Origin of the sequence: Thermincola ferriacetica, from assembly GCF_001263415.1 — a bacterium.
Taxonomy (GTDB): Bacteria; Bacillota; Thermincolia; order Thermincolales; family Thermincolaceae; genus Thermincola; species Thermincola ferriacetica.
The window spans coordinates 28,208-51,393 of record NZ_LGTE01000014.1; the positions used below are offsets into that span (position 1 = coordinate 28,208).

17 protein-coding genes are annotated in these 23,186 nt (G+C 49.2%); 3 read left to right on the forward strand and 14 right to left on the reverse strand.

Annotation, left to right across the window (positions count from 1 at the left end):
• Positions 1–44: 44 nt before the first annotated feature.
• The 4 genes from Tfer_RS09815 to Tfer_RS09830 all read right to left on the reverse strand — a co-directional run bounded on the left by Tfer_RS09815 (position 45) and on the right by Tfer_RS09830 (position 3,526).
• Positions 45–989, reverse strand: coding sequence for an NHL repeat-containing protein (locus Tfer_RS09815; protein ID WP_052218253.1), 945 nt, complete (start codon positions 987–989; stop codon positions 45–47).
• A 40-nt stretch (positions 990–1,029) separates the two neighbouring features.
• Positions 1,030–1,683 carry a tetratricopeptide repeat protein gene (locus Tfer_RS09820; protein ID WP_052218254.1) on the reverse strand — a complete coding sequence of 218 codons (654 nt, stop codon included), beginning with the start codon at positions 1,681–1,683 and terminating at the stop codon, positions 1,030–1,032.
• 18 nt (positions 1,684–1,701) lie between these two features.
• Positions 1,702–2,280 (reverse strand): hypothetical protein, encoded by a 579-nt coding sequence (locus Tfer_RS09825; protein WP_052218255.1) that lies wholly within the window; start codon positions 2,278–2,280, stop codon positions 1,702–1,704.
• Positions 2,281–2,626: 346 nt separating this feature from the next.
• Complete coding sequence (locus Tfer_RS09830; RefSeq protein WP_083436886.1) at positions 2,627–3,526, reverse strand: ADP-ribosylglycohydrolase family protein; 900 nt, start codon at positions 3,524–3,526, stop codon at positions 2,627–2,629.
• A gap of 335 nt (positions 3,527–3,861) precedes the next feature.
• Between Tfer_RS09830 and nuoE the strand changes: the two genes are divergently transcribed.
• The 3 genes from nuoE to Tfer_RS09845 are packed head-to-tail and all read left to right on the forward strand — an operon-like array spanning position 3,862 to position 6,954.
• On the forward strand, positions 3,862–4,401 hold the full coding sequence (gene nuoE / locus Tfer_RS09835; RefSeq protein WP_052218256.1) for an NADH-quinone oxidoreductase subunit NuoE: 540 nt from the start codon (positions 3,862–3,864) through the stop codon (positions 4,399–4,401).
• Complete coding sequence (locus Tfer_RS09840; RefSeq protein WP_052218257.1) at positions 4,398–6,302, forward strand: NADH-ubiquinone oxidoreductase-F iron-sulfur binding region domain-containing protein; 1,905 nt, start codon at positions 4,398–4,400, stop codon at positions 6,300–6,302. Before nuoE ends, Tfer_RS09840 begins: the two co-directional genes overlap by 4 nt.
• A complete protein-coding gene (locus tag Tfer_RS09845; protein WP_052218258.1) occupies positions 6,295–6,954 on the forward strand; it encodes a 2Fe-2S iron-sulfur cluster-binding protein in 660 nt (219 codons plus the stop codon). The genes Tfer_RS09840 and Tfer_RS09845 overlap by 8 nt, the downstream gene beginning before the upstream one ends.
• 131 nt (positions 6,955–7,085) lie before the next feature.
• On the opposite strand, the gene Tfer_RS09850 is transcribed toward Tfer_RS09845, so the two are convergent.
• The 10 genes from Tfer_RS09850 to addB form a co-directional block, all read right to left on the reverse strand.
• A complete protein-coding gene (locus Tfer_RS09850; protein ID WP_052218259.1) occupies positions 7,086–7,280 on the reverse strand; it encodes a hypothetical protein in 195 nt (64 codons plus the stop codon).
• 195 nt (positions 7,281–7,475) lie between these two features.
• A complete protein-coding gene (locus Tfer_RS09855; protein ID WP_160315551.1) occupies positions 7,476–8,159 on the reverse strand; it encodes a DUF4130 domain-containing protein in 684 nt (227 codons plus the stop codon).
• Positions 8,140–9,360, reverse strand: a complete 1,221-nt coding sequence (locus tag Tfer_RS09860; RefSeq protein ID WP_052218261.1) for a putative DNA modification/repair radical SAM protein — start codon at positions 9,358–9,360, stop codon at positions 8,140–8,142. The genes Tfer_RS09855 and Tfer_RS09860 overlap by 20 nt, the downstream gene beginning before the upstream one ends.
• Positions 9,361–9,431: 71 nt before the next feature.
• On the reverse strand, positions 9,432–10,109 hold the full coding sequence (locus Tfer_RS09865; protein WP_052218262.1) for a rhomboid family intramembrane serine protease: 678 nt from the start codon (positions 10,107–10,109) through the stop codon (positions 9,432–9,434).
• Positions 10,110–10,359: 250 nt separating this feature from the next.
• Positions 10,360–10,833: a nuclear transport factor 2 family protein gene (locus Tfer_RS09870; RefSeq protein WP_013119894.1), complete on the reverse strand. Its 474-nt coding sequence runs from the start codon at positions 10,831–10,833 to the stop codon at positions 10,360–10,362.
• 12 nt (positions 10,834–10,845) lie between these two features.
• The gene (locus tag Tfer_RS09875) at positions 10,846–11,328 is read right to left on the reverse strand and encodes a hypothetical protein (protein WP_052218263.1); all 483 of its coding nucleotides are present in this window, start codon (positions 11,326–11,328) and stop codon (positions 10,846–10,848) included.
• A 150-nt stretch (positions 11,329–11,478) separates the two neighbouring features.
• On the reverse strand, positions 11,479–14,421 hold the full coding sequence (locus Tfer_RS09880) for an AAA family ATPase (RefSeq protein ID WP_052218264.1): 2,943 nt from the start codon (positions 14,419–14,421) through the stop codon (positions 11,479–11,481).
• Positions 14,387–15,751 carry a metallophosphoesterase family protein gene (locus Tfer_RS09885; protein WP_052218265.1) on the reverse strand — a complete coding sequence of 455 codons (1,365 nt, stop codon included), beginning with the start codon at positions 15,749–15,751 and terminating at the stop codon, positions 14,387–14,389. Before Tfer_RS09885 ends, Tfer_RS09880 begins: the two co-directional genes overlap by 35 nt.
• Before the next feature lie 17 nt (positions 15,752–15,768).
• Positions 15,769–19,608, reverse strand: a complete 3,840-nt coding sequence (gene addA, locus Tfer_RS09890) for a helicase-exonuclease AddAB subunit AddA (RefSeq protein ID WP_052218266.1) — start codon at positions 19,606–19,608, stop codon at positions 15,769–15,771.
• A complete protein-coding gene (addB, locus tag Tfer_RS09895; RefSeq protein ID WP_052218267.1) occupies positions 19,609–23,073 on the reverse strand; it encodes a helicase-exonuclease AddAB subunit AddB in 3,465 nt (1,154 codons plus the stop codon).
• Between the last annotated feature and the right edge of the window lie 113 nt (positions 23,074–23,186).

Below are 23,186 nucleotides of genomic sequence, written 5' to 3' on the forward strand. Positions count from 1 at the left end.
ATTTCACCGGTAAAATTTAAACTTAAAGAATCCTGGTCAATTAACTATCTGAACTCATATATAATTACCCGGTTGTTTCCCCTGTCGGCAACGTACAGCCTTCCTCGCTGGTCCATGGCCAGCCCTTCAGGAAAATTGAAATTGTGTTTCTTTTCACCAAGGCTGCCAAACTCACCCTTGTATTCACCGTCCGTTCCGAAAACTACTACCCGTGACCGCACTGAATCACTGACGAATACAAGCTTGCGGGATCTGTCGAATGCAATTCCGCCCGGCGTTGACAGATATTTCTGTCCCCATGACTTTGTAATCTCTCCGTTTTGCAAAACCACAACCTGTTTATTTTCAATATCTGTACCGTAGATCTTCCCTGTATCCGGGTCCCAGCACAAATCTCCGTTAATGTTGAAGCCATCCTTTTTTGCGCCGCCCGGCAGCTTTTTCAGTTTTCTATCCTCTGATGAAAATGTATATAAATTCCGGTCATGTTCGTTCACAACGAACACCCGGCCCTTTTCCCCCACTATAATCCCATTAGGGATAAATTCCGCTGGTCTGTCAGCAGAAACGGTATATTTGTATTCACCGGAACTTTTAAACACTATTACTTCTTTCCTGTCATGGTCGGATACGTATAGATCTCCGTTCGGCCCCACCGCCATTGCCACCGGATTTTTAAGTTCCGCCAAACCCGTTCCAGGCCCGCTGAAACTATATAAATATCTCCCATTTTCAGCAAAAACCATAATTTTTCTGTTTCCGGCATTTGCTACAAAAACCTCGCCTTTAAGGCCTACTGCCACGGCAGAAGGGTGGTTTAAGGTGTTTGAACCATAACCAAATATAACATTATAAACCCGCAAACCCGAATAGGCCCATTGCTGGGTATTGCGCTGCCCCAAAACGGTTATTGCCAATACCAGGAAAACAATAAGCAGCAATGACACAGCAATCTTGTTTGGCGATATCAGGCGTTTCATCTCCAGCATCGGCAATTTACCTCCAAAGCTGTATCAGTCTTCATCCATTTCACTTCTTTTTTACCTGAGCCTGCAGCTTATAATAGGCCTCTTTGGCTTCCGAATGGCCCGGAACCAGTTCCAAGGCCCTCTCATATGCAGCCAGTGCCTCTTCATTATATCCTTTTGCTTGATAAGCTTGTCCTAACAGATAAGATGCATCCGCCGAAGCAGGGTCCAGTTCTGTAGCCTTAACAAGCTGCTTGATAGCATCATCATACCTGTTTTGCTCAAAATACATCTTCCCCATGTAAAAGGGAGCCAATTTATGATCAGGGCTAATTTGTAAAACCTTGTTGAATTCCTCTTCCGCTTTTTCCAGCAGACCTATTTCTTTATAGCTTAAAGCAAGGTTAAAGTGAGCCGCCGGATTACTGCTATTAATCCGGACAGCTTCTTCAAGGTTCTTTATGGCCTGTTGATAATCTCCTTTTCTGTAATAACGCCAACCAAGTTCAACTAAAGCATTGTCGTTGTCTTTTTGCCTGGCTACAATACCTTTATAATATTCTATTTCTTTGTCCAGGGGATTGATGGTCTCATATTGGTCCCAAAAAAACATCTCTCCAATCCCAATACCCAAGGCAAATATAACAATGGCAATAACAGCAAATATAGCCAAAGCTTTGGTAAATGGAATTTCGTTACTATAGCGCCCATCCATTACCATCCCTCCAAAAAATTAAAGTCCTCCGACCCTAACCACATCCACCAATCGCATTAATTGTTCATGGGATACTTTCCAGGCTAACCATTTATCATCTCTTCCCGGTTCCTTTGTCAGCACCTGCCCCATGTATTTGCCGCCAAGTACAATCATAATACGGTCTGTTTCAATGACCCTGTTTTTAAATTTGTCAGCTATTTCTCCATCTTTAGCCGGAATCTTTGTACTTATTTTTTGCGGATTGATAAGCCATACACTCAGTGCCACACTGTTACTCTGAATTTCATAAACAGCCTTTTCCACTTCCCGAACCCCTTCTAAAGGTGAAACCAAAGGTTCACTTACCGAAGTGACAACATCTTCGGCTAATTGCAATACCTTTCTGAAATTAGGATTTTTCCTGCCAATTATAATGTCCCCGCCCGGAAGATGCAGGTAAAACTGCACCACCTGAAGAGAGATAAATTCCTGGTTTCGGGTTTCCCTTTTTGTTTCGTTATCCGACTGGTGCAGCAACCAGTATAAACCTCCACAAATGGCAAAGAATAAAAAACCGCCGATAACCCATTTAACATAGTTTTTACCAGTACGCATGAACCAGACCCTTCCTTAGTTTATTAAAGTTCATATTGTTTACATATTATATAAAAACCGGCCTTTCTACTTATTATTTATATCGAAAAAACTTAATAAAAAGTTAAGCAAAAGACAAGGCTTTGTTTATGTTTTGTTATATTTTCTACAAGCCCCTATAATTCCCTTCCGATATTAGAAATATTTTTCTGTATAACCAATTATTTTTACTTTTTTCACCATCATTTCGGCAAAAAAAGCAGGAAATTCTCCTGCTTTTATCATGCTGCTTTCTAAATATTTTAAAGTCCCGGCTTACATTGCTTTTATTTGGAAAAGCCGATTTAAGTTGGCCCCTTATGCCTTCTTAACTTCTTATTCTATGTAGTTCCTGTGCCAACTGCGATAATTCGTCCCTGCAAACTATGGCTTCCTTCCACCTGTCCGGAATACCTTTGTATCCGTAATACGCTCCTGCCAGGCCCCCTGTTACCGCCCCGCAAGTATCCGCATCATCCCCAAAATTGACGGCTTTAACCACAGCTTCCTCAAAATTGCTGGTCCTGAGTAGGCACCACAGACTTGTGCGAAGCGTGCTGACCACATAACCGCCGCTGTCAATCTCCGATTCCCCGGCATTTTGCAGAAAGCTATGGTAGGTATCTTCCCTGTCCTCACGCTCCAGCATACTCCAAATAGCGCTATTTATCCCCGAACCGGTGAGAATCTCCCGCAAAATTAAACAATATAATTCACAGGCAAATAAGGCATCAGGATGGGGGTGGGTAAGCATAGACTGCATACGGGCCATGTCCCTTAATAATTGTTCATCAAGGTACGCCAATGCAACGGGCGCAGTACGCATCAAAGAACCGTTGCCGGCCGCATGCTCGCCTCTGATTTCCATGACCCGCCCGGCCGTTTCTTCCCAGGTCAAACCTTCGGTGAGAAGGTTTAAAGCAATCTTCGTCGTGGTCCCGATATCTGGCGGATCCGTCTGATACCACTTGATAAATTCTTCCCGAATACAAGGTAGTGGGTCAACAGGGTTACTGACAATGCCCCGGGCGACAGCAACAGTCATTTTAGTGTCATCGGTGACTTCACCCGGTTTAAGCCGCCAGGGCCCACCGCCGGTAAGTTCCGTCAAACGTCCGTATTTCTTCCTGATTTCTTCCCGGCTCATAAATTCCAAAGTCGCTCCCAAAGCATCCCCACACGCAACGCCAAAAAGACAACCCTTGATCTTATCCGCCATATTAGTCATACCAATGCTTCCTCCTATTATTTTCCTTTAACCATTATACTTTGTCGTCCTGCCGGTGACAAACAAAATCCCTTTTTCATTTCATTTTCTTAAATACTTAGCAGTAATTGGCCGGTTGACTTTCAAGTTAAGGCTCCTTTTTTTCCATAATATATAAGATAAATTTATATCCTATTAAATACTCCGTATATATTATTTTTAGTTTTTTTGTTGTCCTATTTAAAGTTTTAGTTTAAAATAGAGTTGTGGAAATGAGCAGAATTTTGCGATAATTTGGGGAAGTTTCGTATTTTAGCAGGTTGCCAGCCATTTTTTAAGGAGGGAGAGGATAACGTATGGGTATTCAGCTTTCAGAACAGGAATTGACGGAAATTCGCTCGGTCACGGAGAAAGCGCTGCAAAAGAATAATGCTGACCGAGAAAAATTGCTGCCCATTCTCCAGGAAGTACAGCACAATCTGGGATACGTACCAAAACAGGCAATGCAGCAAATATCTGAAGCACTCGATATTCCCGAAGTAGAAATCTACGGAGTCACCACCTTTTACAACCAGTTCCGGTTGAACCCGCCCGGTAAGCACCAGATTAAAGTATGTATGGGCACGGCCTGCCATATGACGGGCGGCCATATCATTATGGACTCTTTTGCCCGCCGTTTAAACATTAAAGAAGGAGAAACCACACCGGACCGCGAATTCAGCCTGGAACGGGTAGCCTGCGTTGGCTGCTGCGCCCTGGCCCCCGTGGTTGTTATTGATGAAAAAATTGAAGGAAAAGTAAGGCCTACACGTGTCGATGGTATTCTCCTGGGCTTTGAAATGGAAAAGAAATCGCAGGAAAAACAAAAGCAGGAAGAAACAGGTGAGAGCCAATGAATGCTACAGTAGAAAAAAATTATGAAATCCTGAAAAACGATGCCCTGCAGGATATTTCTAAGTGGCAGGAAAAAGCCCGCGTTCTTGTTGGAACAGCAACATGTGGGAGAGCAGCCGGAGCTTTGGAAGTTCTCGATATTTTTCGGAAAGAAGTTGAAAACCGCCAATTGGATGTAGAGGTTATGGAAGTAGGCTGTATGGGACACTGCTACGCCGAACCCATGGTCATTATTTACAAGCCAGGCTTCCCACCGCTATGTTACGGCTCTGTCGATGAGGGTATCGCCAAACGCCTGGTCACAGATTACCTGGAAAATGACGACCCTTGCTTTGATTTTGCCATGGCGGCCCTTGAACCCAATGACATGTTCCCTACTTTCGAAGATTTTCCGCGCGGTGTTTATGAACAAAAAATTGTTCTGGCCGATTGCGGTCTGATTAATCCTGAAGACATTAATCAATACCTGGCCCGTGACGGTTACAGTGCCCTGGCCAAAGCCCTGTCTATGAAGCCCGCGGAAGTGGTGGCCGAAATAAAAGATGCCAAACTGCGGGGCCGCGGTGGCGCCGGCTTCCCAACGGGAGTAAAATGGGAAATCTGCCACCAGGCTGTAAGCCCCGAAAAATACGTAATCTGCAACGCGGATGAAGGCGACCCCGGGGCGTTTATGGACCGGGCCCTGCTGGAATCAAATCCGCATCAGGTAATTGAAGGCTTAATGATTGCGGGCTTCGCCGTTGGAGCCTCCAAAGGTTACTTTTACGTAAGAGCCGAATACCCGCTGGCTATTACACGGTTGCGCACAGCTCTGGAACAGGCGCGAGAAAAGGGTATACTGGGAAGTTCTGTTCTCGGTAGTGATTTCGGGTTTGACATAGAAATCTTCCAGGGTTCGGGAGCTTTCGTTTGTGGAGAAGAAACAGCCTTAATTGCCTCCATGGAAGGAAAACCCGGGATCCCTAACCACCGGCCTCCTTTCCCTGCCGTTTCCGGTTTGCGTGGAAAACCTACGGTAATAAATAACGTCAAAACCTTGTCTTACGTTCCGCATATCATTCGTAAAGGTGTTGACTGGTTTAAGAGTATCGGTACCCCTGATAGTCCCGGCACCGCTGTTTTTGCGCTGGCCGGTAAGGTTGTCAGCACTGGTCTGGCCGAGGTTCCGATGGGTACCACATTACGGACCCTGATATATGACGTCGGTAACGGCATTAAAGATGACAAACCCTTCAAAGCCGTGCAAATCGGCGGGCCATCAGGCGGTTGCCTTCCCGAATCCTCACTCGACCTACCAATAGACTTTGATTCCTTACAGCAGGCAGGAGCAATGATGGGGTCAGGCGGTCTGGTTGTGTTAAGTGAAGACGACTGCATGGTGGAAATAGCCCGGTACTTCCTGGAATTTACGCAAAAAGAATCCTGTGGTAAGTGTACCTTCTGCCGTCTGGGCACCAAACAGATGCTGGAAATCCTTACAGATATCACTAAAGGCCAGGGCAAGCCAGAAGATATAGACTTACTTTTAGAGCTGGGAGAAGATATCAAAGCAGGTTCTTTATGCAGCCTGGGTAAGACTGCTCCCAACCCGGTTTTAACCACCATTCGCTTTTTCCGCCATGAATACGAAGCCCATATTCAGGAAAAACGGTGCCCGTCACTCATGTGCAAAGACTTAATCAGTTATATTATAGACCCCGCAAAGTGCAGTAAACTGTGTGATGCCTGCGTAGGCAGTTGTCCTGTTGAAGCCGTTTACACCAAGCCCGACATGCTAAAAGACATTCACCAGGATAAATGCGTCAAGTGCGATAACTGTTTGGTTACCTGCCTACCCTTGTACCAGGCAGTCGTGAAAGTATCACCGCCTGTTGCGGTAGAAGGGGGTGGCAACCATGAGTAAAACGGTAACAATAACAATCGATGATAAACAAATTTCGGTTACCGAAGGCGAAAAACTCCTTTGGGCAGCGCTGGAAAACGGCATTTATATACCGCATCTCTGCGGCGTTAAGGAAGCTGAACGTCCCGAGGCCAGTTGCCGGCTTTGTTTCGTAGAGGTCGAAGGAATGCCTAATCCGGTTACGTCGTGTACCCTATCTGTAAAAGAAGGCATGGTAGTCAGGACACGCAGCCCACGGGTAGACAGATTAGTCCGGACAGGTTTCGAACTGCTGCTGTCCAATCACCGTTTAGGTTGTGCCAAATGTGCCAAAAACGGTAAGTGTGCTTTACAAAAAATGGCCAAAGAACGGGGACTAAAACTTAAGCTTACCCGGTTAAGAAGCCTTGTAAAGGAAACGCCTGTGGATGACAGTCCCCAATCGTTCAGTTTCGATCCTTCCCGCTGCGTTCTTTGCGGGCAGTGCGTTTGGGTAGATAGGAATAAAGTCAAGGTAGGCGCCATCGGTTTTATCAAGCGGGGTATGGACCGAAAGGTCTCAACTTTTGGGGAGGTAAAACTGGCCGAATCCCGCTGCACCCAGTGCGGTGAATGCGTCAAGGTATGCCCCGTGGGCGCACTGACAGCATCTTCGGAAAAAGAGAGCCATTAAGGCTCTCTTTCCTTTTAATTATTAAGTTTTTTACCCTATTTAATTTTCCAAATGAATTAGAGCAGTGTTAATTGGAAGGAGTGTAGTTAATACAAGGTGCGGCTTTTAGTACAATAGCTGAGGCTGCGAGGTTACCTGGCCAGCACGATTAGCGCTCTTCGCACGGAGCCGTTGTCGGTATACAAGAGCTTAGTGGAAACGATATCCCACCCTACCGAGCAAAATTCGTTCAACGTGGTCTCGAACTCCTTGATCTGGGACTCCCTTTCCCCAAGATCACCACAATCGTCCAGCCGAGCTACCTCAACAACCCTGTACTCCGCCATTTCAACCACTCCTTAATTCAATTTTATATAATATTATATTGGATGATACAGACTAAAAAACCTCCTGAAAATGAGAAATTTACAAATGGGGATAACCGGCCCCAGGTATTTCGGTTTGGATTTGAATACATGCAGCTGCAAAAGCGCTTTTACCCTGGCCAAAGCTTCTCGAAATTCAAGATAACGGGCCCCTGTTTATTTTAGCTTATTTCCTTCGGGCACCCAGGACCAAAGTTTTTTCGGGACGTGCTTCCTGGCTAATTTCTTGTTCAGGCGGCCTTCCACCGTCTGCGAATCATAATAAACATCCCAGAAAGAGTCGAATTCATGTTCATCAAATTCCAACCCCAATTGACTGTATGGGTAAACCCTAACCTGGTTGTTTAGTAAAATATAGGCCTCTGAACCTCTTATAATAACCACTGTCTCCTTCGGATAACGGCGCCGGAAATGCTGCAGCAATATATCTTCGATGCGGTGTCTGAACTCCGCCCTGCCCACTAGGGTTTTGGTCCGGTTTTTTGCCGGGTGGAACCTGATAAACCCCTTGACCCGGTGAATTTCGGCCCAGACCTGCCTGGCCCTGGAGTACAGTTGCGCCGCTTCAGGTGTTAATTTCCCCAGTACAACGCCGATTCCCTGCTCCAAAGCCTGATTTATGACTGTAAAAATAAGAAAATTATTGTCAGCAGACCGAAAACGGGCCGCATAAAGCAGTATTTTTTCCAACTGATTAAGCTGCCTGGGCCGGTAAAGCCAATCGACCCGGCCGTACTTTTTACAGTATTCATCGGCCAGTTGTTCCAGGGTATAATCTTGATCTCCCGCACCGGCTTCATCAGCCAGAAACGAAACTCCCTTATTTAACCGCAGAAGCAAGGCTGCCTTCAAAAAGGAGCGGGGAGTTAACCCGCGATAAATCAACACCTTCATCACTCCATAGGGCCAATTGTTCTACATGTTTAAAGCTGTTATAGATTTTGCCGTTTACAGTCAAAAAAGGCAGCGCCCTTGTCACCACCACACCCATTCGTTTCAATTGGGTTATCTCGGTAATCCGGCAACTCTTCCGGGCCTTAATAATTCTGCCGGCCGAAGTATGGCCAATGCCGGGCACCCTTAGCAATTCGTAATACGAAGCTTTGTTTACTTCCAATGGATACCGGTCTATATTTTTTAAAGCCACTGCCAGCTTAGGGTCCATCTCCAGCGGCAGATTTCCGTTCTTATCAAAGGACAGTTCTTCAAAGGTTAAGCGGTATTGCCGCATCAGAATGTCGGCCTGGTACAACCTGTGTTCCCGCAGCAAAGGCGTTGCCGCCATATCTTCCAGCGGGGTTTCCGGGATCGGTTGAAAAGCGCTGAAATAGGCCCTATGCAAACCGTAATTCCGGTACAAATTGTTGACGCTGCCCAGTATTTCTGCATCACTTTCTCCTGCCGCGCCCACGACAAATTGAGTGGTTTGGCCGGCTGGCAACCTGTTTCGACCCATGAGTTTGTTAACCCATTTCATTCTCACAAGCACATCATCACTCAAATTCTTGGTTTTGCTTAAACTCTTTAAACGCTTTTGATTAGGAGCTTCTACGTTTATGGATACCCGGGTAGCCAGCTCGGTGGCTTTTTCCACATAATCATAGGTCGCACCGGGTAAAATTTTCAAATGGATATACCCCTTGTATTGATATTTAAACCGCAGGAGTTCCACGGTGTTCAGCATATCAGCCATGGTCTTTTCCGGCCGGTAGGAAACTCCTGAACTTAAAAAAAGACCTTCTACATAATTGCGCCGATAAAATTCCATAAATAATTTGGCCAGTTCTTCCGGCTGAAAACCGGTTCTAGGAACATCCCGCTGTACCCGGTTAGGACAGTAGAAGCAGTCTTTTTGGCAGGCGTTGGTCATCAATACCCGAAATAAGGAAACACATCTTCCATCGGGCAGGAAACTATGGCATACCACATTGCGTATGGCTCCCTGAAAGCCTTTGCTGTGGCCGGAACTGCACCCAGTCGCAGCACAAACATCGTATTTGGCCGCTCCTCCCAGTATCCTCATTTTTTCCAAAGTATCCAAGGCCCGCCACACCTCCGGTGATTCCCTAACAAAATTATACAGAACAAACGTTCGCACGTCAATTCAAAAATCTAGCGATAGGCGCGAGCTCTTTTGGGGAACAGCCTGATAAGAATCATGCCGGCAATGAAACCTCCTATGTGAGCCCACCAGGCCACCACATTACCGGGCGCCCCGATTGAGGCCAACCCGTTAAAAGCCTGAATCAGAAACCAGAGGATTAAAAATATCAAAGCCGGAATTTCCACAAAAGTAAAGAAAAAGAAAATAGGAATCAGGGTAACTATCCTGGACCTGGGAAAACAGACAAAGTAAGCCCCCAAAACCCCGGCTATGGCGCCGCTGGCGCCAACCAGCGGTTCTTCCGCCAGGGGATTGGCCAGGACCTGGCCTATGCTTCCCGCAATTCCCACCAGCAGGTAAAAAATCAAATACCGAAAATGCCCTAACCGGTCTTCGATATTATCGCCAAAAACCCAGAGAAAAAGCATATTGCTTAAAACATGCAGCCAACCGCCATGCAGGAACATGGTGGTAAAAAAAGGTATCAAGACTTCCGGAGAAAAATTCCCTGTCAAAAAGCTGGCTGTGGCAATTTTCGGTACGACTCCGTACCTGTAGAAATAAAGAGTTAGTTCCCGCGGCCCCATACTAAGTTCGTGAATGAATATCAGTATGTTTACAATTATCAAAGTAACATTGGCAATAGGAAAGGTCCGCGGTCGAATGCTGTCACGAATGGGTATCATCTTGCTCCTCCATATAACAGTTTTCTAATACCATAATAGAATTATTATAACCAAATTAACAGGGTTCCTGCTTTATTGCCTGTAATTAATTGAAGCAAATATTCACTTGCCTTACTAACATGCTTTAAAAAGGTAGGCTTCGCCAAGACCTTCCGGGTAAAGCTTAGCTTTTTATGCCAAAAAAGGCCGTAACTTTCCGCGTTACGACCTCTGTTATATCCGGTTCACTTCATCAATCCCCGGTATCCTGTTATATCCTTGACCAGAGATATTTCCAGTCACCGTTGACCTTCACCAAGTGCAGGGTATTGGTTATCTCTTTCTCTCCTTTGGGCGTATCCACTTTCACAGTATAGTAGACTTCCGCCACATTCCTGTATGGCATTTTTGACTCAAAGGGGTCCTGCCACTCGGGGAGCATCTTTACTTTTACCAGGGCAAAGTTCTCATACTTAATCTTCATATGGCTTTTCTTTTCCGCCATCTGTTTAGCAAATTGCTCCTTTGTTATTAAAGCCTGAATATCAGGGTGCAGATACCCATAAAGCTTGTCCCAATCTTCCTGCTCAGTGCTGGTCAAAACCTGGGTGGCTATTTCAGCTATGTCAGGAGCTATGTTAGGCTTTGGAGGGCTAACCTTGGCCGCCGGTCCCTTTCGACCGCATCCCATTACCCCGAAAAACAACACCATTATTACAAAAAATATAAGTATCTTACGATGCATACTATATCCCCCTCAATTTTTTGGCCAGAGATAAGCCCATTTTCCATCAGGGCCTTTGGCCAGATAAAGGTTGCTCTTAATTTCCTGTATTCCTTTAGAGCCTTCAACAGTTACAGTGTAGGTTATTTCAGCTACATTGTTAAAAAGCAGTTCCTGATTCGCCGGGTCTCGCCATGTTTTTATAAATTTTAATTTTTCAATCCTGTAACCTTGATATTTTAATTTTATACGATTTCTGGCCTCTGTGCGCAGTCGTATGAAATCTTCTTTAGTTACCGTGCCCTGAATATCAACATGAATATAATCATATAAGGCCGCCCAATCGGCGGACATATAGGCATCAAGTACTCCTACGGCAACCTTGGCAATCTCCGGAGGAATTCCATCGGCAACTACCGTACCCATAGAAGATTCTTTGCTTCCGCATCCGGCAGCAACCAAAACCGGCAGCAAGAAAACAATAATTATGTAGATGAAGGAATTCTTCTTTGTCAATTAAGGTTCCTCCCAGTAGCGCTTGTTTACACCTAACCCTATTTTAATATAATACAAAATTCACTTAACATAAAGAGTATTAACTGGACTTTCGCATTTTGAGAATTATTCCCTGTGCCCTGTAATGGTGAAACAACCGTTTTTCCGAAGCTATTCCAACATTGATCCCGCTTCAGTGTCTTTTTTTATCTGGATGATGTTATCGGTCATGGAATCAAAGGTATCATCGTGACTGATAATAAACAACTGGTCAAAATCTCCTGTGACCCTGGGAATGGTATCGGCCAGGTTCAACCGCCGGTCGGTATCCAGGTTGGCCGTCGGCTCATCAAAGAAACCTATCCGCACCTGCGACTGCTGTTTGAGTAGCGCTAACCTTACTGCCAGCGCAGCCGTCATCTGTTCCCCGCCGGAAAACTGCTTAAAAATGCGCACCCGTTCCCTGCCCTGGAAGTTGTCCGTCAAACAGATGTCGTAATCACTCCGCCATTCGAGCATGGCGTTTTCGGAAGAAATCTGCCGGTAAATTTCGTTGGCTTCCTGGGACAAGTTTTCCAGGTAAACTTTGGCTATTGGCGCACCGGCGTTATTCAGGATACCGCGAATGGCCTCCAGAAGCCGTTGGGTTTTGCGTGTCCGGCGCATGTCTTCCTCCAGCTTCTTTATAGCGGCCAGTTTTTTCTCCAGGCTACCCAGCCTTTCGATTGCTTCCTGCAGGTCATTTTTGCGTTCCTGCAATATCTGGTTCTGGGCAATATGTTTCTGCTTTATCATGTCCAACTCAGCTTTTTCCAAATTATAGGCTGTAGGGTTAAAACTTTTGACAAGCTGTTGTTTTTCTTCCTGTAGCCTAATGTATTGGTCCTTCTTGTTCGCTATTTCACCGGATAATTTTTGCAGTTCCCGCTCCAGGCTGTCTTTTTTGGCGGCTGTCGCCCGGTTTTCCATGTACAGTTCATAATCCCGGCGGCGCTGTTCCTGGGCCGTCCGGGTATTTTCCAGGGCCTCCTCCACCCCCTTGAATGCGGCGGCTTTCCCGGCTGTCTCCCCAACCCGAGCTTCCATATCTGACAATTTTTTCTTCTCTTGTTCCAGGGCAGCCAGGTCGTCTGCCAACAGTTTCTTTTTGGCCTGTACCTGGTCAAGGGCCCGGATAATGTTTTCCTTTTCCGTGGAATACCGGGTGAGAGTATTGGAAGCCTCCTGCAGCCTCTCGTTAAAATCCTTTTCCTTAGCTGCCCGCCGTGTCCCAGACTGCTCTAAAACAGCTTCAACAGCAGCCAACACAGTGTCCAAGTCCCTTTCGTCCTGCCATTCCCTGTTCCAAAGATTACAGCACTTTTCCAATTCATCTGACGGCAAATCTCCGGTCTTCCGCAATTCATCCAACAATTCGGCAAAATCCGGCCGGCGAAAACGGAGTGTCAACTGGGCAATTTCTCCAGTCATTGCCTCTTTCTGCTGTTGTATCTGTTGCAACCTTTTTTTCTCAGCGCGTAGGACCAGTACTTTTTCCCTGGCCGCTTTGGCTTCCTTAACTTCATCGGCCAGTCGGAGGCCGGTCTCCTTTAAGGAATCAAGTTCTTTCTGCACTTCCGCAATCTGCCTGGCAAAAAAACCTCTCAGGTCACCCGCTACATTCTGGCAGGGGCTCTTTAAAAACGGACACAAACCGTCAGCGGCCTGCTGGCTGTCTTTCTGCAGACTGTGGAGTCTTTCTTTAAGCTTAGCCCATTCTTCCCGGGACCGGTTTAGTTCCTTTTCCCGGGCTTCCAGTTGTTCGGCGACCGCCTCCAAAGGAGTTAGCTCTTCCAACCGCTCCAATATGGCGGCTTCCTCCTGGACCAGGCTCCCCTCCAGCAGTTGGCCTTTGGCGTTTATTTCACGGTAAATATCCTGCAGGCCGGCACAGGCCCCGGCCAGCTTCTCTTCGCTTTGTCGCCAACGCAGAAGCGCCTCCTGACCCGCCATTATCCTTTGATATTTTTCCTTTGCTTTGGCCAGTAGAGCGGCGTTCTCCGCCAACCGGTTATTAAGCTCTTTCTCTTCGGCCTGCAAATCTGCGGCCCGGGCGGCCGCCTCTTTCTCTTTGGCCCCAATAGCTGCCTGCAGCGCAGCCATGGTCTGCTTCAACCTGTTAACTTCCTGTTCCAGCCCTTCCTTTTCCCGCTTCTGCTTTTCCAGCAGCTTAGCCTTTTCCTGCAGTTCCAGGTAAGCCTTGTAGCCCGGCGCTGCATTCCGGACGACCCGGTAGGCCTGGGCAGCCTGCGCCAGATTTTCCCTCAGGTCCTTTTCCCGCTGTTCCAGCCCTTCAATGGTCGCCGCCAGGGCCTGCAAACTCGCCTCCGTTTTCTCCAGCCTCTCCTTTAACCGTTCCAGTTCCGTTACTTTTTGAGCCCGGTTTTGTACTTCACCTTCCAACTGTTGCAGTGTCTCCTCCAACTCCCTGATTGTTGTCGTCACCGATTGGACCTGGGCTTTGACTGCATCATAATCCTGCACTTCAGCAGCAAGGACAGCCAGGTCCTTTTCCTGCTCGCGCATCCGCTCATCCAGCAACTTTGCGGCCGCCCGCGTGTTCAAGTAAGCGTCCCTGTACTGCTCCACCTTCAGAATGGCATCAAACTTCTTTTTTCTTAAAGACGGAGTTTCCAGGAAAGGTGCCACAAAGGTGCCCTGGGGGACCCCTACTATATCCCGGAACAGGTGCTCCAGTTCCATGTCCTGGTCAATTCCCATGGCCTCCTTCAGCCAGTTTTTCACATCCCTGGTTCCGTGGAGATCAAGTTCGCCGCCACTTTCCAGATCGAACACGGTCCAGAGGGAACTGGTACCCAGTTTACGGACCACCCTGTATTCGCGCTCATCAATGCCGCAGAATTCCACCGTTATTGTCCCCGTTTTCGTCCCGTAGCGGAGGAATTCGCCGATTGTCCCCGGGTGGTGGTCAAAAAGAGCGAACCCGATAGCCTCAATAATGGTAGATTTACCTGCCCCGTTAATCCCGGAAATGAAGTTCACTCCTTCGTTAAAGGTTATCTCCTGGTCCACGTAACTCTTAATGTTCTGCAGCCTGATTTTCCGAATCTTCAACGCCTTCCCCTCCTTCCACGGCAGGTATTCCCCCGGCCGCGGCAACCATATCGGCAGAAAGGTCCTCTTCCGGCAATTCGCAGGCCAGCTTTTCAATCTCGGCAATCAGTTCCCGGGCCGGCTCCCCATTTAACGATGCTTCTTTCACCTTTATTACAAGACCGACCAGTTCATCGGCAAAGTGCCGGTATGCGGGATGCTGCCTGCCGACCAGTTGTTTTAGTACCTGCCGCTCAATTTCCGCCCTGGTCATCATACTGCGGTCCTTGCCTTCCATGTTTTCAGCCGGCAGGTTGGCGTGGTTTTGCACCTCCACATATAGGCTTTGCGTTCCCTCCCTGATTTCTTTCGTTAAAGCTGCTACATCTATGGCCAGGGAAGAAAATTCGATTTCGCCCTTAAGGACTATCTGAACTATGGGTTCGTCAAGCTTTTCAACTTCCGCCTTCCTGAGCTCCTGCCATATCTTTTCCCGCACCTCTGCCGGATTGGCGGAACCCGTAATATCTATGGGTAAAATACATACCCTCCGCGGTGAAGCAGGGATATATTCTACCTTTTTCTCCAACCCGTTTACGGTTACATAATAAAAACCCTTTTCCCGGCCCTCTTTGGCCTCATCAATATGACAGTTTTCCAGGGAACCGGGGTTATAGACCCAGTCGTCAATTTCCTGGCGGGCATGTATATGGCCGAGGGCAATATAGTCCACCTGCCCCCTGTAGCTGTCCAGAATTTCTTTTTTCACTCCTCCCAGGTCCTGACCCAACATCCTGTCAACTGCGGCATGCAAAAGTAAGACGGTAAAAGGCTTCTCCCCCTTATCACCGGCCCAAAAAGCAAGTTCACCGGCAATTTCTTCCAGTCGTTGAGCCGTTGTAGCTCCAAGATAACCCAGGCCGATGATTCTAATCCCCTGTTCCTCCAAAATACAGCCGCCTTCTTCCCGGTCCCACCCAGCAAGGGCTACTTTACCGTCCCGATAAACCGGTTTCAGCAGTTTTATGTAGCCAAGTGCATTTAAAAGGTTGAGCCAGGAACTTTTTTCCTGGTAAAAAGCCTTGTCGTGGTTACCCTCAATGGCAACGACAGGAATTCCTGCTTCTTTGAGCGGCGTCAGTAATTCCATGGCTTGTCTGAGAGTCTCGGCATCGATAGCCCTTTTGTGGAAAAAATCTCCTCCAATGAGTACAAAATCGACCTTCCTTGCCAGAGCCGTATCCACCACCTGCTTGAAAGCCAATCCGAAATCCTGGAAACGCTGTTCCAGGTTAAACTGTCGGTGCCCCAGGTGAATATCGCTGGCATGGATAAAACTGACCTTGGCCAAAAATCATCACCCTTTTTTCAAACAATTTCTACTGCCTTTCCCACCGCAAACAGATATATGTATTTGGCCCGAACCGGTTTTTGCAATATACGCTCAACAGCCATGGCATAAATATTTAACTGGCCCCTGTACTTATCAGCCAATACCTGAAGGACATCTCCCGCAGGGGGGCTGTTTTTCTCCACCGGGAGCCGGTCTGTTTTATAATCCAGTAAAACAAAACCGTCGCCCTCTTTCAGCAGGCAGTCAATAACCCCCTGCACCAGTACCGCTTCCCCACAACCGGCAGGCAGGTCGCTGTAGATAACTTCTGCCGGCAGTGTGACAGTAAAGGGAAGTTCCCGGTATATTTCGTCCGCCCGTAACATGCGGCGCCCGATTTCCGAATTAAAGAAACCCGCTATATCTTTTGGGTTGATCGCCTTGGCCTGCTCCGCGGTAAGCAATTCCCTGGCCTGCATGTGGGCCAGTTGTCGGGCAATGCCTTGTTCTGTCAAATCCCCCCTGAAGTCTAAATGCTGCATCACCAGATGCATAGCCGAACCCCGTTCGGCGGCCGTCAGACCCTTCTTATTTTGATAAAACCTGGGCCTGATGAAATTAAATTTGCGCAAAACTGCTAATTCCCCGGCAGGATGGCTGCCGTGCGCTTCATCCATCTCCATCCCTGCGAAAGAGTTTTTTATTTCTGTTACAGCCGCCTTGGAAGGTTTAACCACGGTAAGAGCAAAAGGATACTTCCAGCTCAGGGCTTCGCTGATAACCTTTGTCTGCCCGGCGGTAATATCCACGGGTTCCATTTTCCTGACCTTTTCCAACAGTTCTTCGTAATCGGCGGGCTCTTCAGGCTGTGGTACAAGACATTCTCCCGGCCGCCAAACACGCACACTCCAAAGGGACCTGTCTTCCGCCGGCTCTCCTGCAGGCGCCTCATCACACCCGGCCAGGTCCCTGATGGACTGTCCTTCCCTGTGCCGGGCCACGGCAGGGCAGATCCAGTCCAGAAAACTCTTAGCGCCTGCCAGGCTAACATCGGGGAGAGGCCACTCCTTATGTAGCATATTTTGGCACCATTGGGCCGCACATTTTTCCAGTTCCGCCGCTGACCCAATCAGAATCAGCTTCTCCCTGGCCCTGGTGAGAGCCACATACAAAACGCGCATTTCTTCCGCCAGCATTTCCATCTGGTTCTTTTTCCTGATGGCGGACTGTACCAGTGACGGATAGGTAAGAGGCAACTCCGGCTCCATGACAGGCAGCCCGATGCCCAGTTCTTTATGCAGGACCACATTTTGCCTCAGGTCAACGGTATTAAACTGCTTGCCCAGGCCGGCCACAATAACCACAGGAAACTCCAGGCCTTTGCTCTTGTGGATACTCATTATCCTTACCACATCTTCGTTTTCACCCAATGCCCTGGCTGTTCCCAAATCGTTACCCAGGTCCTGAAACCGCTCGATAAATCGCAGGAAACGAAACAGGCCCCGGTAGGCAGTGGCCTCATATTGCCGCGCCCGGTCATATAAGGCCCGCAAGTTGGCCTGCCGCTGCATGCCGCCTGGCATTCCGCCAACGTAGGTGTAATAACCGGTTTCATTGTACAGGCGCCAGACCAACCCTGCCAGTGAACCCTGCCGGGCCATGGTACGCCACTGCTCGAGGGAGGTTAGAAAGGCCTGCAACCTAGTTTTGACAGGTTCAGGCACAGGGCCGTCTGCTGCCGCAGCCTGTACAGCATCATAAAACCGGCTGTTTCGGGAAGGGGCGCAGAGCCGGACAAGGGCCAATTCTTCCGCGGTAAGACCTACAATAGGCGACCTCAGCACAGCAGCCAGCGGTATATCCTGGCGGGGGTTATCTATTATCTTTAACAGGGACATGACAATTTCAATTTCAGTAGCAGCAAAGTACCCCGTATCCAGGTCCGCATAAACAGGTATACCGGCGCCCCGCAGCTCTTCCACAAATATATTGGCGGCTCCCCGGGTGGCCCTCATAAGAATGACAATATCCCGGTACCTGACAGGGTGATAACCGCCTGTGGTTTTATCAAAAACCTGGAGCTGGGGCCCAGGCCTTTCCGCTGTACCGCTAACCAGTTCTTTAATCCTTCTGGCAACCAGGCGGGCTTCCCGTTGGGTAGCATCCAGTTCTGCCAGGTCATCATCGGTATTACTCGCATCATCCCCCGCATCGATCGCATCCGGTTGTTCATTATCTTCGCCGCCGGGCGCGCCTATATCCACCTTCTTCTCCAATAAATGGAGTTCCACCGGGCCTCCGGCAGGGGGTCCCCCTCCGGGGACATCGGCATAAAGAGCGCCACAATGCAATTCAGCTTTATTATCATATATCAGTTCTCCCAGCCGCGGTGTCATGATCTGGCGGAAAATATAGTTTACCGCGTCAATCACTTCCCGGCGGCTGCGGAAGTTTTTGGTCAGGTCGACAGCCCGGCAGGCCTCTCCCGCCGTACGGGGATAAGCCAGGTACTTGCTCATAAACAGGGAAGGTTCCGCCAAACGGAAACGGTATATACTTTGCTTGACATCTCCCACCATGAACAGGTTTGGCCTTTCGGCGTCTTCGCCCTGCCTTGATACCAGGTGCAAAATGGTTTCCTGAACGGCATTTATGTCCTGGTACTCGTCCACCAGCACTTCCGCAAAGTATTCCCTGAGCTCAAGAGCAACTGGGGATGGCATTGGCTTCTGGGGCGTTGATTTTTCGTCCAGCAATACCTTTAGACAGTAGTGTTCCAAATCAGAGAAATCTACCAACCCGCGGGCAGTCTTCATCTCCCTGTACCGCTCCATAAAAGCTCTTACCAGCCCGGCAACGGTTCTGACATAAGGCGCGGTCCTTTCCAGGTCTGCCACGTGCTCGCCAAGCGGCCGGGCAAACAAATCCCTGCTCAGGGAAGCAATAGTCTTTTTTGCTTCTTCCCGCAGCTTCTTTGTTCTTTCCTTAAGGGTCTCGTCGATGTCCTTATTCCGGCAGGCCTTCAGCTTGCCAAACTGTAGATCCTGTAAGGCCCGGTGCAGACCGTCCCATGAACGGGCGGCAGCCAGCAGGTCGTGGACAACCACCATGTCATCCCGCAGGTTGTCCAGATATGCCGCCGGCCCACCGGGCCTGAGGGCCAGCTTTTCCGCCTCTTTGAGTTTGACCAGGCACCCGGAAAGCTGGAGTTCTGCCCACTGCAGCAGAATCTGCACCCAAGGCTGTTGCTCGAAGGAACTAATAGAATCGGGTTTGTAAGCAGCTTCCAGTTTGTCCAGCCAATATTCCGGCCAGGGGTTGCTGACAGCAAACCTGTAAACATCCAAAATTAACTGGTGCAGCCTGGAGTCATCCCGTTCTCCCCCATAGGCATCCACTAAAGCCAAAAACTCTTCATCCCCGCTGCTGTAGAGTTCTTCGAAAAGGTCTTCCAGCGTTTCCATCAGCATGAGGGCCGCTTCTGCATCGTCAGCGACCCGGAAGGCAGGGTCCAGTTCCAAACGGTAAAAATACTGTCTTACCACATCCAGGCAAAAGGAATGGAGAGTAGTGATAAAGGCCCTGCTCAACAGGGTCGCCTGCCTGTTCAGGTGGAGCGATGCAGGGTTGTTGTCTAATTCCCGCGCAATAGCCAGGCCTATTCTTTCCCGCATTTCATTGGCCGCCGCCTTAGTGAAAGTGACTATCAACAGGCGGTCCACATCAACAGGGTCTATCGGGTCCACTATCCGCCTGATGATTCTCTCTACCAGTACGGCCGTTTTTCCGGCCCCCGCCGCTGCCGAAACCAACAGGTTGCAGTTCCGCGTGGTAATAGCAGTTATCTGTTCATTGGTCCATTTTGTACCACCCAACTATTGGTCCCCCTTTCTAAGGAGCCGGGCCCATACTTCGTTATCATCCAGATGGGACAGCGCCCGGTAACGGTTCTCGGCCAAAAGTAAATCAAACTGGCACACGGGCTTAAAAGGGCAAAATACACAGGCCGAAATGTTTTTGTACTTGTAGGGGTTTACTGCCACAACGCCGTTTAGAATTTCACCGCCCGTTTCGGCGAATACCTGTTCCAGGTAGCAGCGTAAAGCCGTAAACTGCTCCAGGGAAGCGACAGACGAGGTAGCATAAAAATTACCTTCCCTGTTAATGGCCACGGGGAACAATTCGGAGTACCCCGTTTCTATCCGGTTATCCATCATCCTGACTACCTCCGGGTCACCCAGCAAAAAACCCTGCATTTTCAGCTTTTTCATAATTTCCTTTTCCACCTGATCGGGGGACATGGGACCGGCGCTCCTTATAACCGGTTCCTTTACGGTAAAGTACAACACCGCCCCTGGTAAACCGGGCCGGCCAACGAGGCGGGCGCTGTGGGTCAGGGCCACGTGCAGGTACGTAAGAAGCTGCAATCTTAGCCCGTAATAAATCTCAGCCAGGCTGAGTCGGTTATCACTGGATTTATAATCGATCACGCGCAGGTAATCGGCCTCTTCCGTCCTGGCCACATCTAACCGGTCAATCCTACCTACCAGGTGCAGTGTGCCGCCCCCGGCAAGTTCAACGGTTACCGGAGGGAGTTCTCCGCCGGCGCCAAAACTCAGCTCTACTCCCACCGGGCGGAAGATACTGCGGCGGGCATGTTCAGCGAGGATAACGGCTGCCCTGTTTACCGAACGTTTTAGTTTGCCCGTCAAATACCTGTACCTGGCAGTGCTTAACAGAATTTCACTTTGCAACTGAGGCGCCAGTTCTTCCACAACTTGTGTCGCCAGGTCGCCACAATCTTCACGGCTCAGTTGTGCCCAGTCTACCCCTCTTTCGGCCAGCCGGTCATTAAAAAGCTTCAGGGCAGCATGAAAAAATTCTCCCATATCAGGAGCAGCCAGCCGAAACAGCAGTCGCTCCTTTAATCTCAGACCGTAACCGGCAAAATGGGCAAAAGGACATGCCTTGAATTTTTCTATCCTGGAAACACTGGCCTTTAGAGGCTGGCCATAGAGAGCCCTGCTCACTTCAGGGGAGATTCTTTTTTCCGTGTTGGTATGGAAAACCCCGCGTAGAACCTTAGCCAACCGGCCCCTCCCGTCGGCGCTGCCGTTAAACCAGTTGTAGACATCCCACCAAACAGGATCGATGGCCCGCCCCGCTTTTAACTCCCGCAATTGGACAGCCAAATCAGCCAATACCCGCTGAGGGTGGATAAAATATTCTAACCCGCCTGCTGTCCCGTCCGGCAGCTTGTCAACCTGGTAAAAGGTTTCATTAAGGCCGGGGAAAAGCTCCTTAATCCGCCTGATTACCGGCGAGGGAGTCAGCGCCCGGCCTTCCTCGTCCGCCAGGGGAAAACTCAGCCATAACTTTTCACTGGCCCTGGTTAAAGCCATATAAATCAAATACTGTTCGTCAAAAGCTTTGCGCCTGCCCCCGGCAGCCAAAACCACTCCTGCCTCGGCCAGCCTCTCTCTTTCTGAATCATTAAATATACCGTCGTCCGCCTGGCGCGCAGGCAGCGCCCCTTCATTGGCGCCCAGGATGAACAAAGCCCGGGTATTGGCGCTGCGCGTCCTATCCATCGTCCCCACAACCACCTGGTCCAACCCCGGTGGAATAAGCCCGAGGCGCAGACTCTCCAACCCTGCTTCCAGTACGGCCAGGTAATCTTCCAGGGAAACAGATTCTTCGCCAATGGCTTCTACCATTTCGTCAAAAAGGCTCGTAATACCGCCCCATACCTGCAAATGTTCCCGGGCCTGCTCAAGCCGGCCGGCCAATTCTGCTTCCCGCGCCCACTTATGTAAAATTTCCGGCACATGCAGGTCTTCCAAAAGGGTATATACGGCGGCAGTAATTTCCGCAATATTTCCCGCCTGCCTTAGCTTTTCCGTGAAAAGGCCCAAACTGCTGACTACCTGTAGCCTCCCCCGGTTTACAGCCGCCAGTTCAGCTTTTTCTTCCGGCACCGGTTCCGCATCTTCTCCCAGGGTAAATTGCCGCAGGTAATGCCAGGGGCCGGAAGCCCACCTGGCATAGCCCCTGATTCCGTGGGCCAGAACATAGTTCTCCAGTAAATCGGCATCCTCCCGACTTACCGGCAGCAAATCCGTTTTCAAACACCGGAAAAGCGGCTCGTAGGACCAGTCCTTAATCACCGTTTCCACGGCTGACCTGATCAGTTCCACCAGTGGATGATGTAGCATATTCCGCTTGCAGTCCATAAAAAAGGGGATGTCGTAATCCTGAAATACGTCGGCAATCAGGTCCCGATAGGGACCCAGATCCCGAAGCAGGATACCAATGTCCCGCCAGCGATAATTTTGCTCCCTGCAAAGGTAAACAATTTTCCGGGCTACCGCCTCCACCTCTGCCCGTCTGTTGACAGCCGCAGCCAGCTCGATCCCTTCCCCTGCTCCGGCCGTTTCCGTCGGATGCCGGAAATAACACCGTTCCAAATGAGCTAGACTGTCACTGTTTTGAAACCGAAAGGGTATGGCCGCATCCAACAATACAGGCGGTTCAATTTTTACCCCGTTTTTTTGCGCACGGTCGGTAATTTCCCGGAAAGTTTCCCAGGTAGGATAAAAAAGGTCCTGCTCTTGCAGTTCCCGCCCGGTATCTTTAGGCTCAAGGCACAAAGTCACATGCACCTTTTCAGCTTTACCGAGGATTTTTTCAATAACATAATGCTCCTGGGGAGTGAACCCGGTAAATCCGTCCACCCACACCTCCGCCCCCTCAAGAATAGAGGAACCGTCGAGTTTCTCAGCCAAGAGCGTCAAGTAGTCATCGGGATCCGTATAACAGCCGGCCAAAAAAGCGTCAAATTCTCTATAAATTAAGGCCAGATCCTGTAACTTGGCATTCAATAATCCCGGTGTCTCGTCGGTTTTTTCCGCCGCCAGAGCCAAATCCCCGGGACCCACCCGATAGACTTTCATTTCTCCGATGGACCTCGCCAGGGCATCGGCAAACCCGGGCCTGTCCGCGCTCCGCGCAAAAACCCGCAGTTCACCCCGGTGGTGGTCCAAGAGACGGCGTAATACCATTCTCTTGCCCAACTCACCGATAGGCACCCGGGCGGCGCCGCCCGTTTCCTGCAGTACCCGCCAGGCCAGCCGGCGGAAACTTAAAACCTGGGCCCGGATAATCCCGCCCAAACCGTAATTATGGGCAAGGGCATATTCCATTTGAAAAGTGGCCTGTTCTGGGACGAGAAAAATAATGGGGCTGCCCATGGGCTCTTTTTCCAGAGCCAGCCTGATATTTTCAAGGCAGTATTGCGTTTTTCCCGTTCCCGCCCGACCGATGATAAAACGCAGTGACAAACCGGACACTCCTTACAGCAGAAATGTTTAAATTGAACACAAAGGTGCAGAATAAAAATTAATTCGCCACCGGTTCCGGGGATTCCTTTACTTTTTCCCGGAAAAGCAGGAAT

What these genes read in the sequence shown, in the direction of transcription:
- Tfer_RS09815 (WP_052218253.1), bottom strand. Translation starts at nt 989, where the DNA reads ATGCTGGAGATGAAACGCCTGATATCGCCAAACAAGATTGCTGTGTCA.
- Tfer_RS09820 (WP_052218254.1), bottom strand. Translation starts at nt 1,683, where the DNA reads ATGGATGGGCGCTATAGTAACGAAATTCCATTTACCAAAGCTTTGGCT.
- Tfer_RS09825 (WP_052218255.1), bottom strand. Translation starts at nt 2,280, where the DNA reads ATGCGTACTGGTAAAAACTATGTTAAATGGGTTATCGGCGGTTTTTTA.
- Tfer_RS09830 (WP_083436886.1), bottom strand. Translation starts at nt 3,526, where the DNA reads ATGACTAATATGGCGGATAAGATCAAGGGTTGTCTTTTTGGCGTTGCG.
- nuoE (WP_052218256.1), top strand. Translation starts at nt 3,862, where the DNA reads ATGGGTATTCAGCTTTCAGAACAGGAATTGACGGAAATTCGCTCGGTC.
- Tfer_RS09840 (WP_052218257.1), top strand. Translation starts at nt 4,398, where the DNA reads ATGAATGCTACAGTAGAAAAAAATTATGAAATCCTGAAAAACGATGCC.
- Tfer_RS09845 (WP_052218258.1), top strand. Translation starts at nt 6,295, where the DNA reads ATGAGTAAAACGGTAACAATAACAATCGATGATAAACAAATTTCGGTT.
- Tfer_RS09850 (WP_052218259.1), bottom strand. Translation starts at nt 7,280, where the DNA reads ATGGCGGAGTACAGGGTTGTTGAGGTAGCTCGGCTGGACGATTGTGGT.
- Tfer_RS09865 (WP_052218262.1), bottom strand. Translation starts at nt 10,109, where the DNA reads ATGATACCCATTCGTGACAGCATTCGACCGCGGACCTTTCCTATTGCC.
- Tfer_RS09870 (WP_013119894.1), bottom strand. Translation starts at nt 10,833, where the DNA reads ATGCATCGTAAGATACTTATATTTTTTGTAATAATGGTGTTGTTTTTC.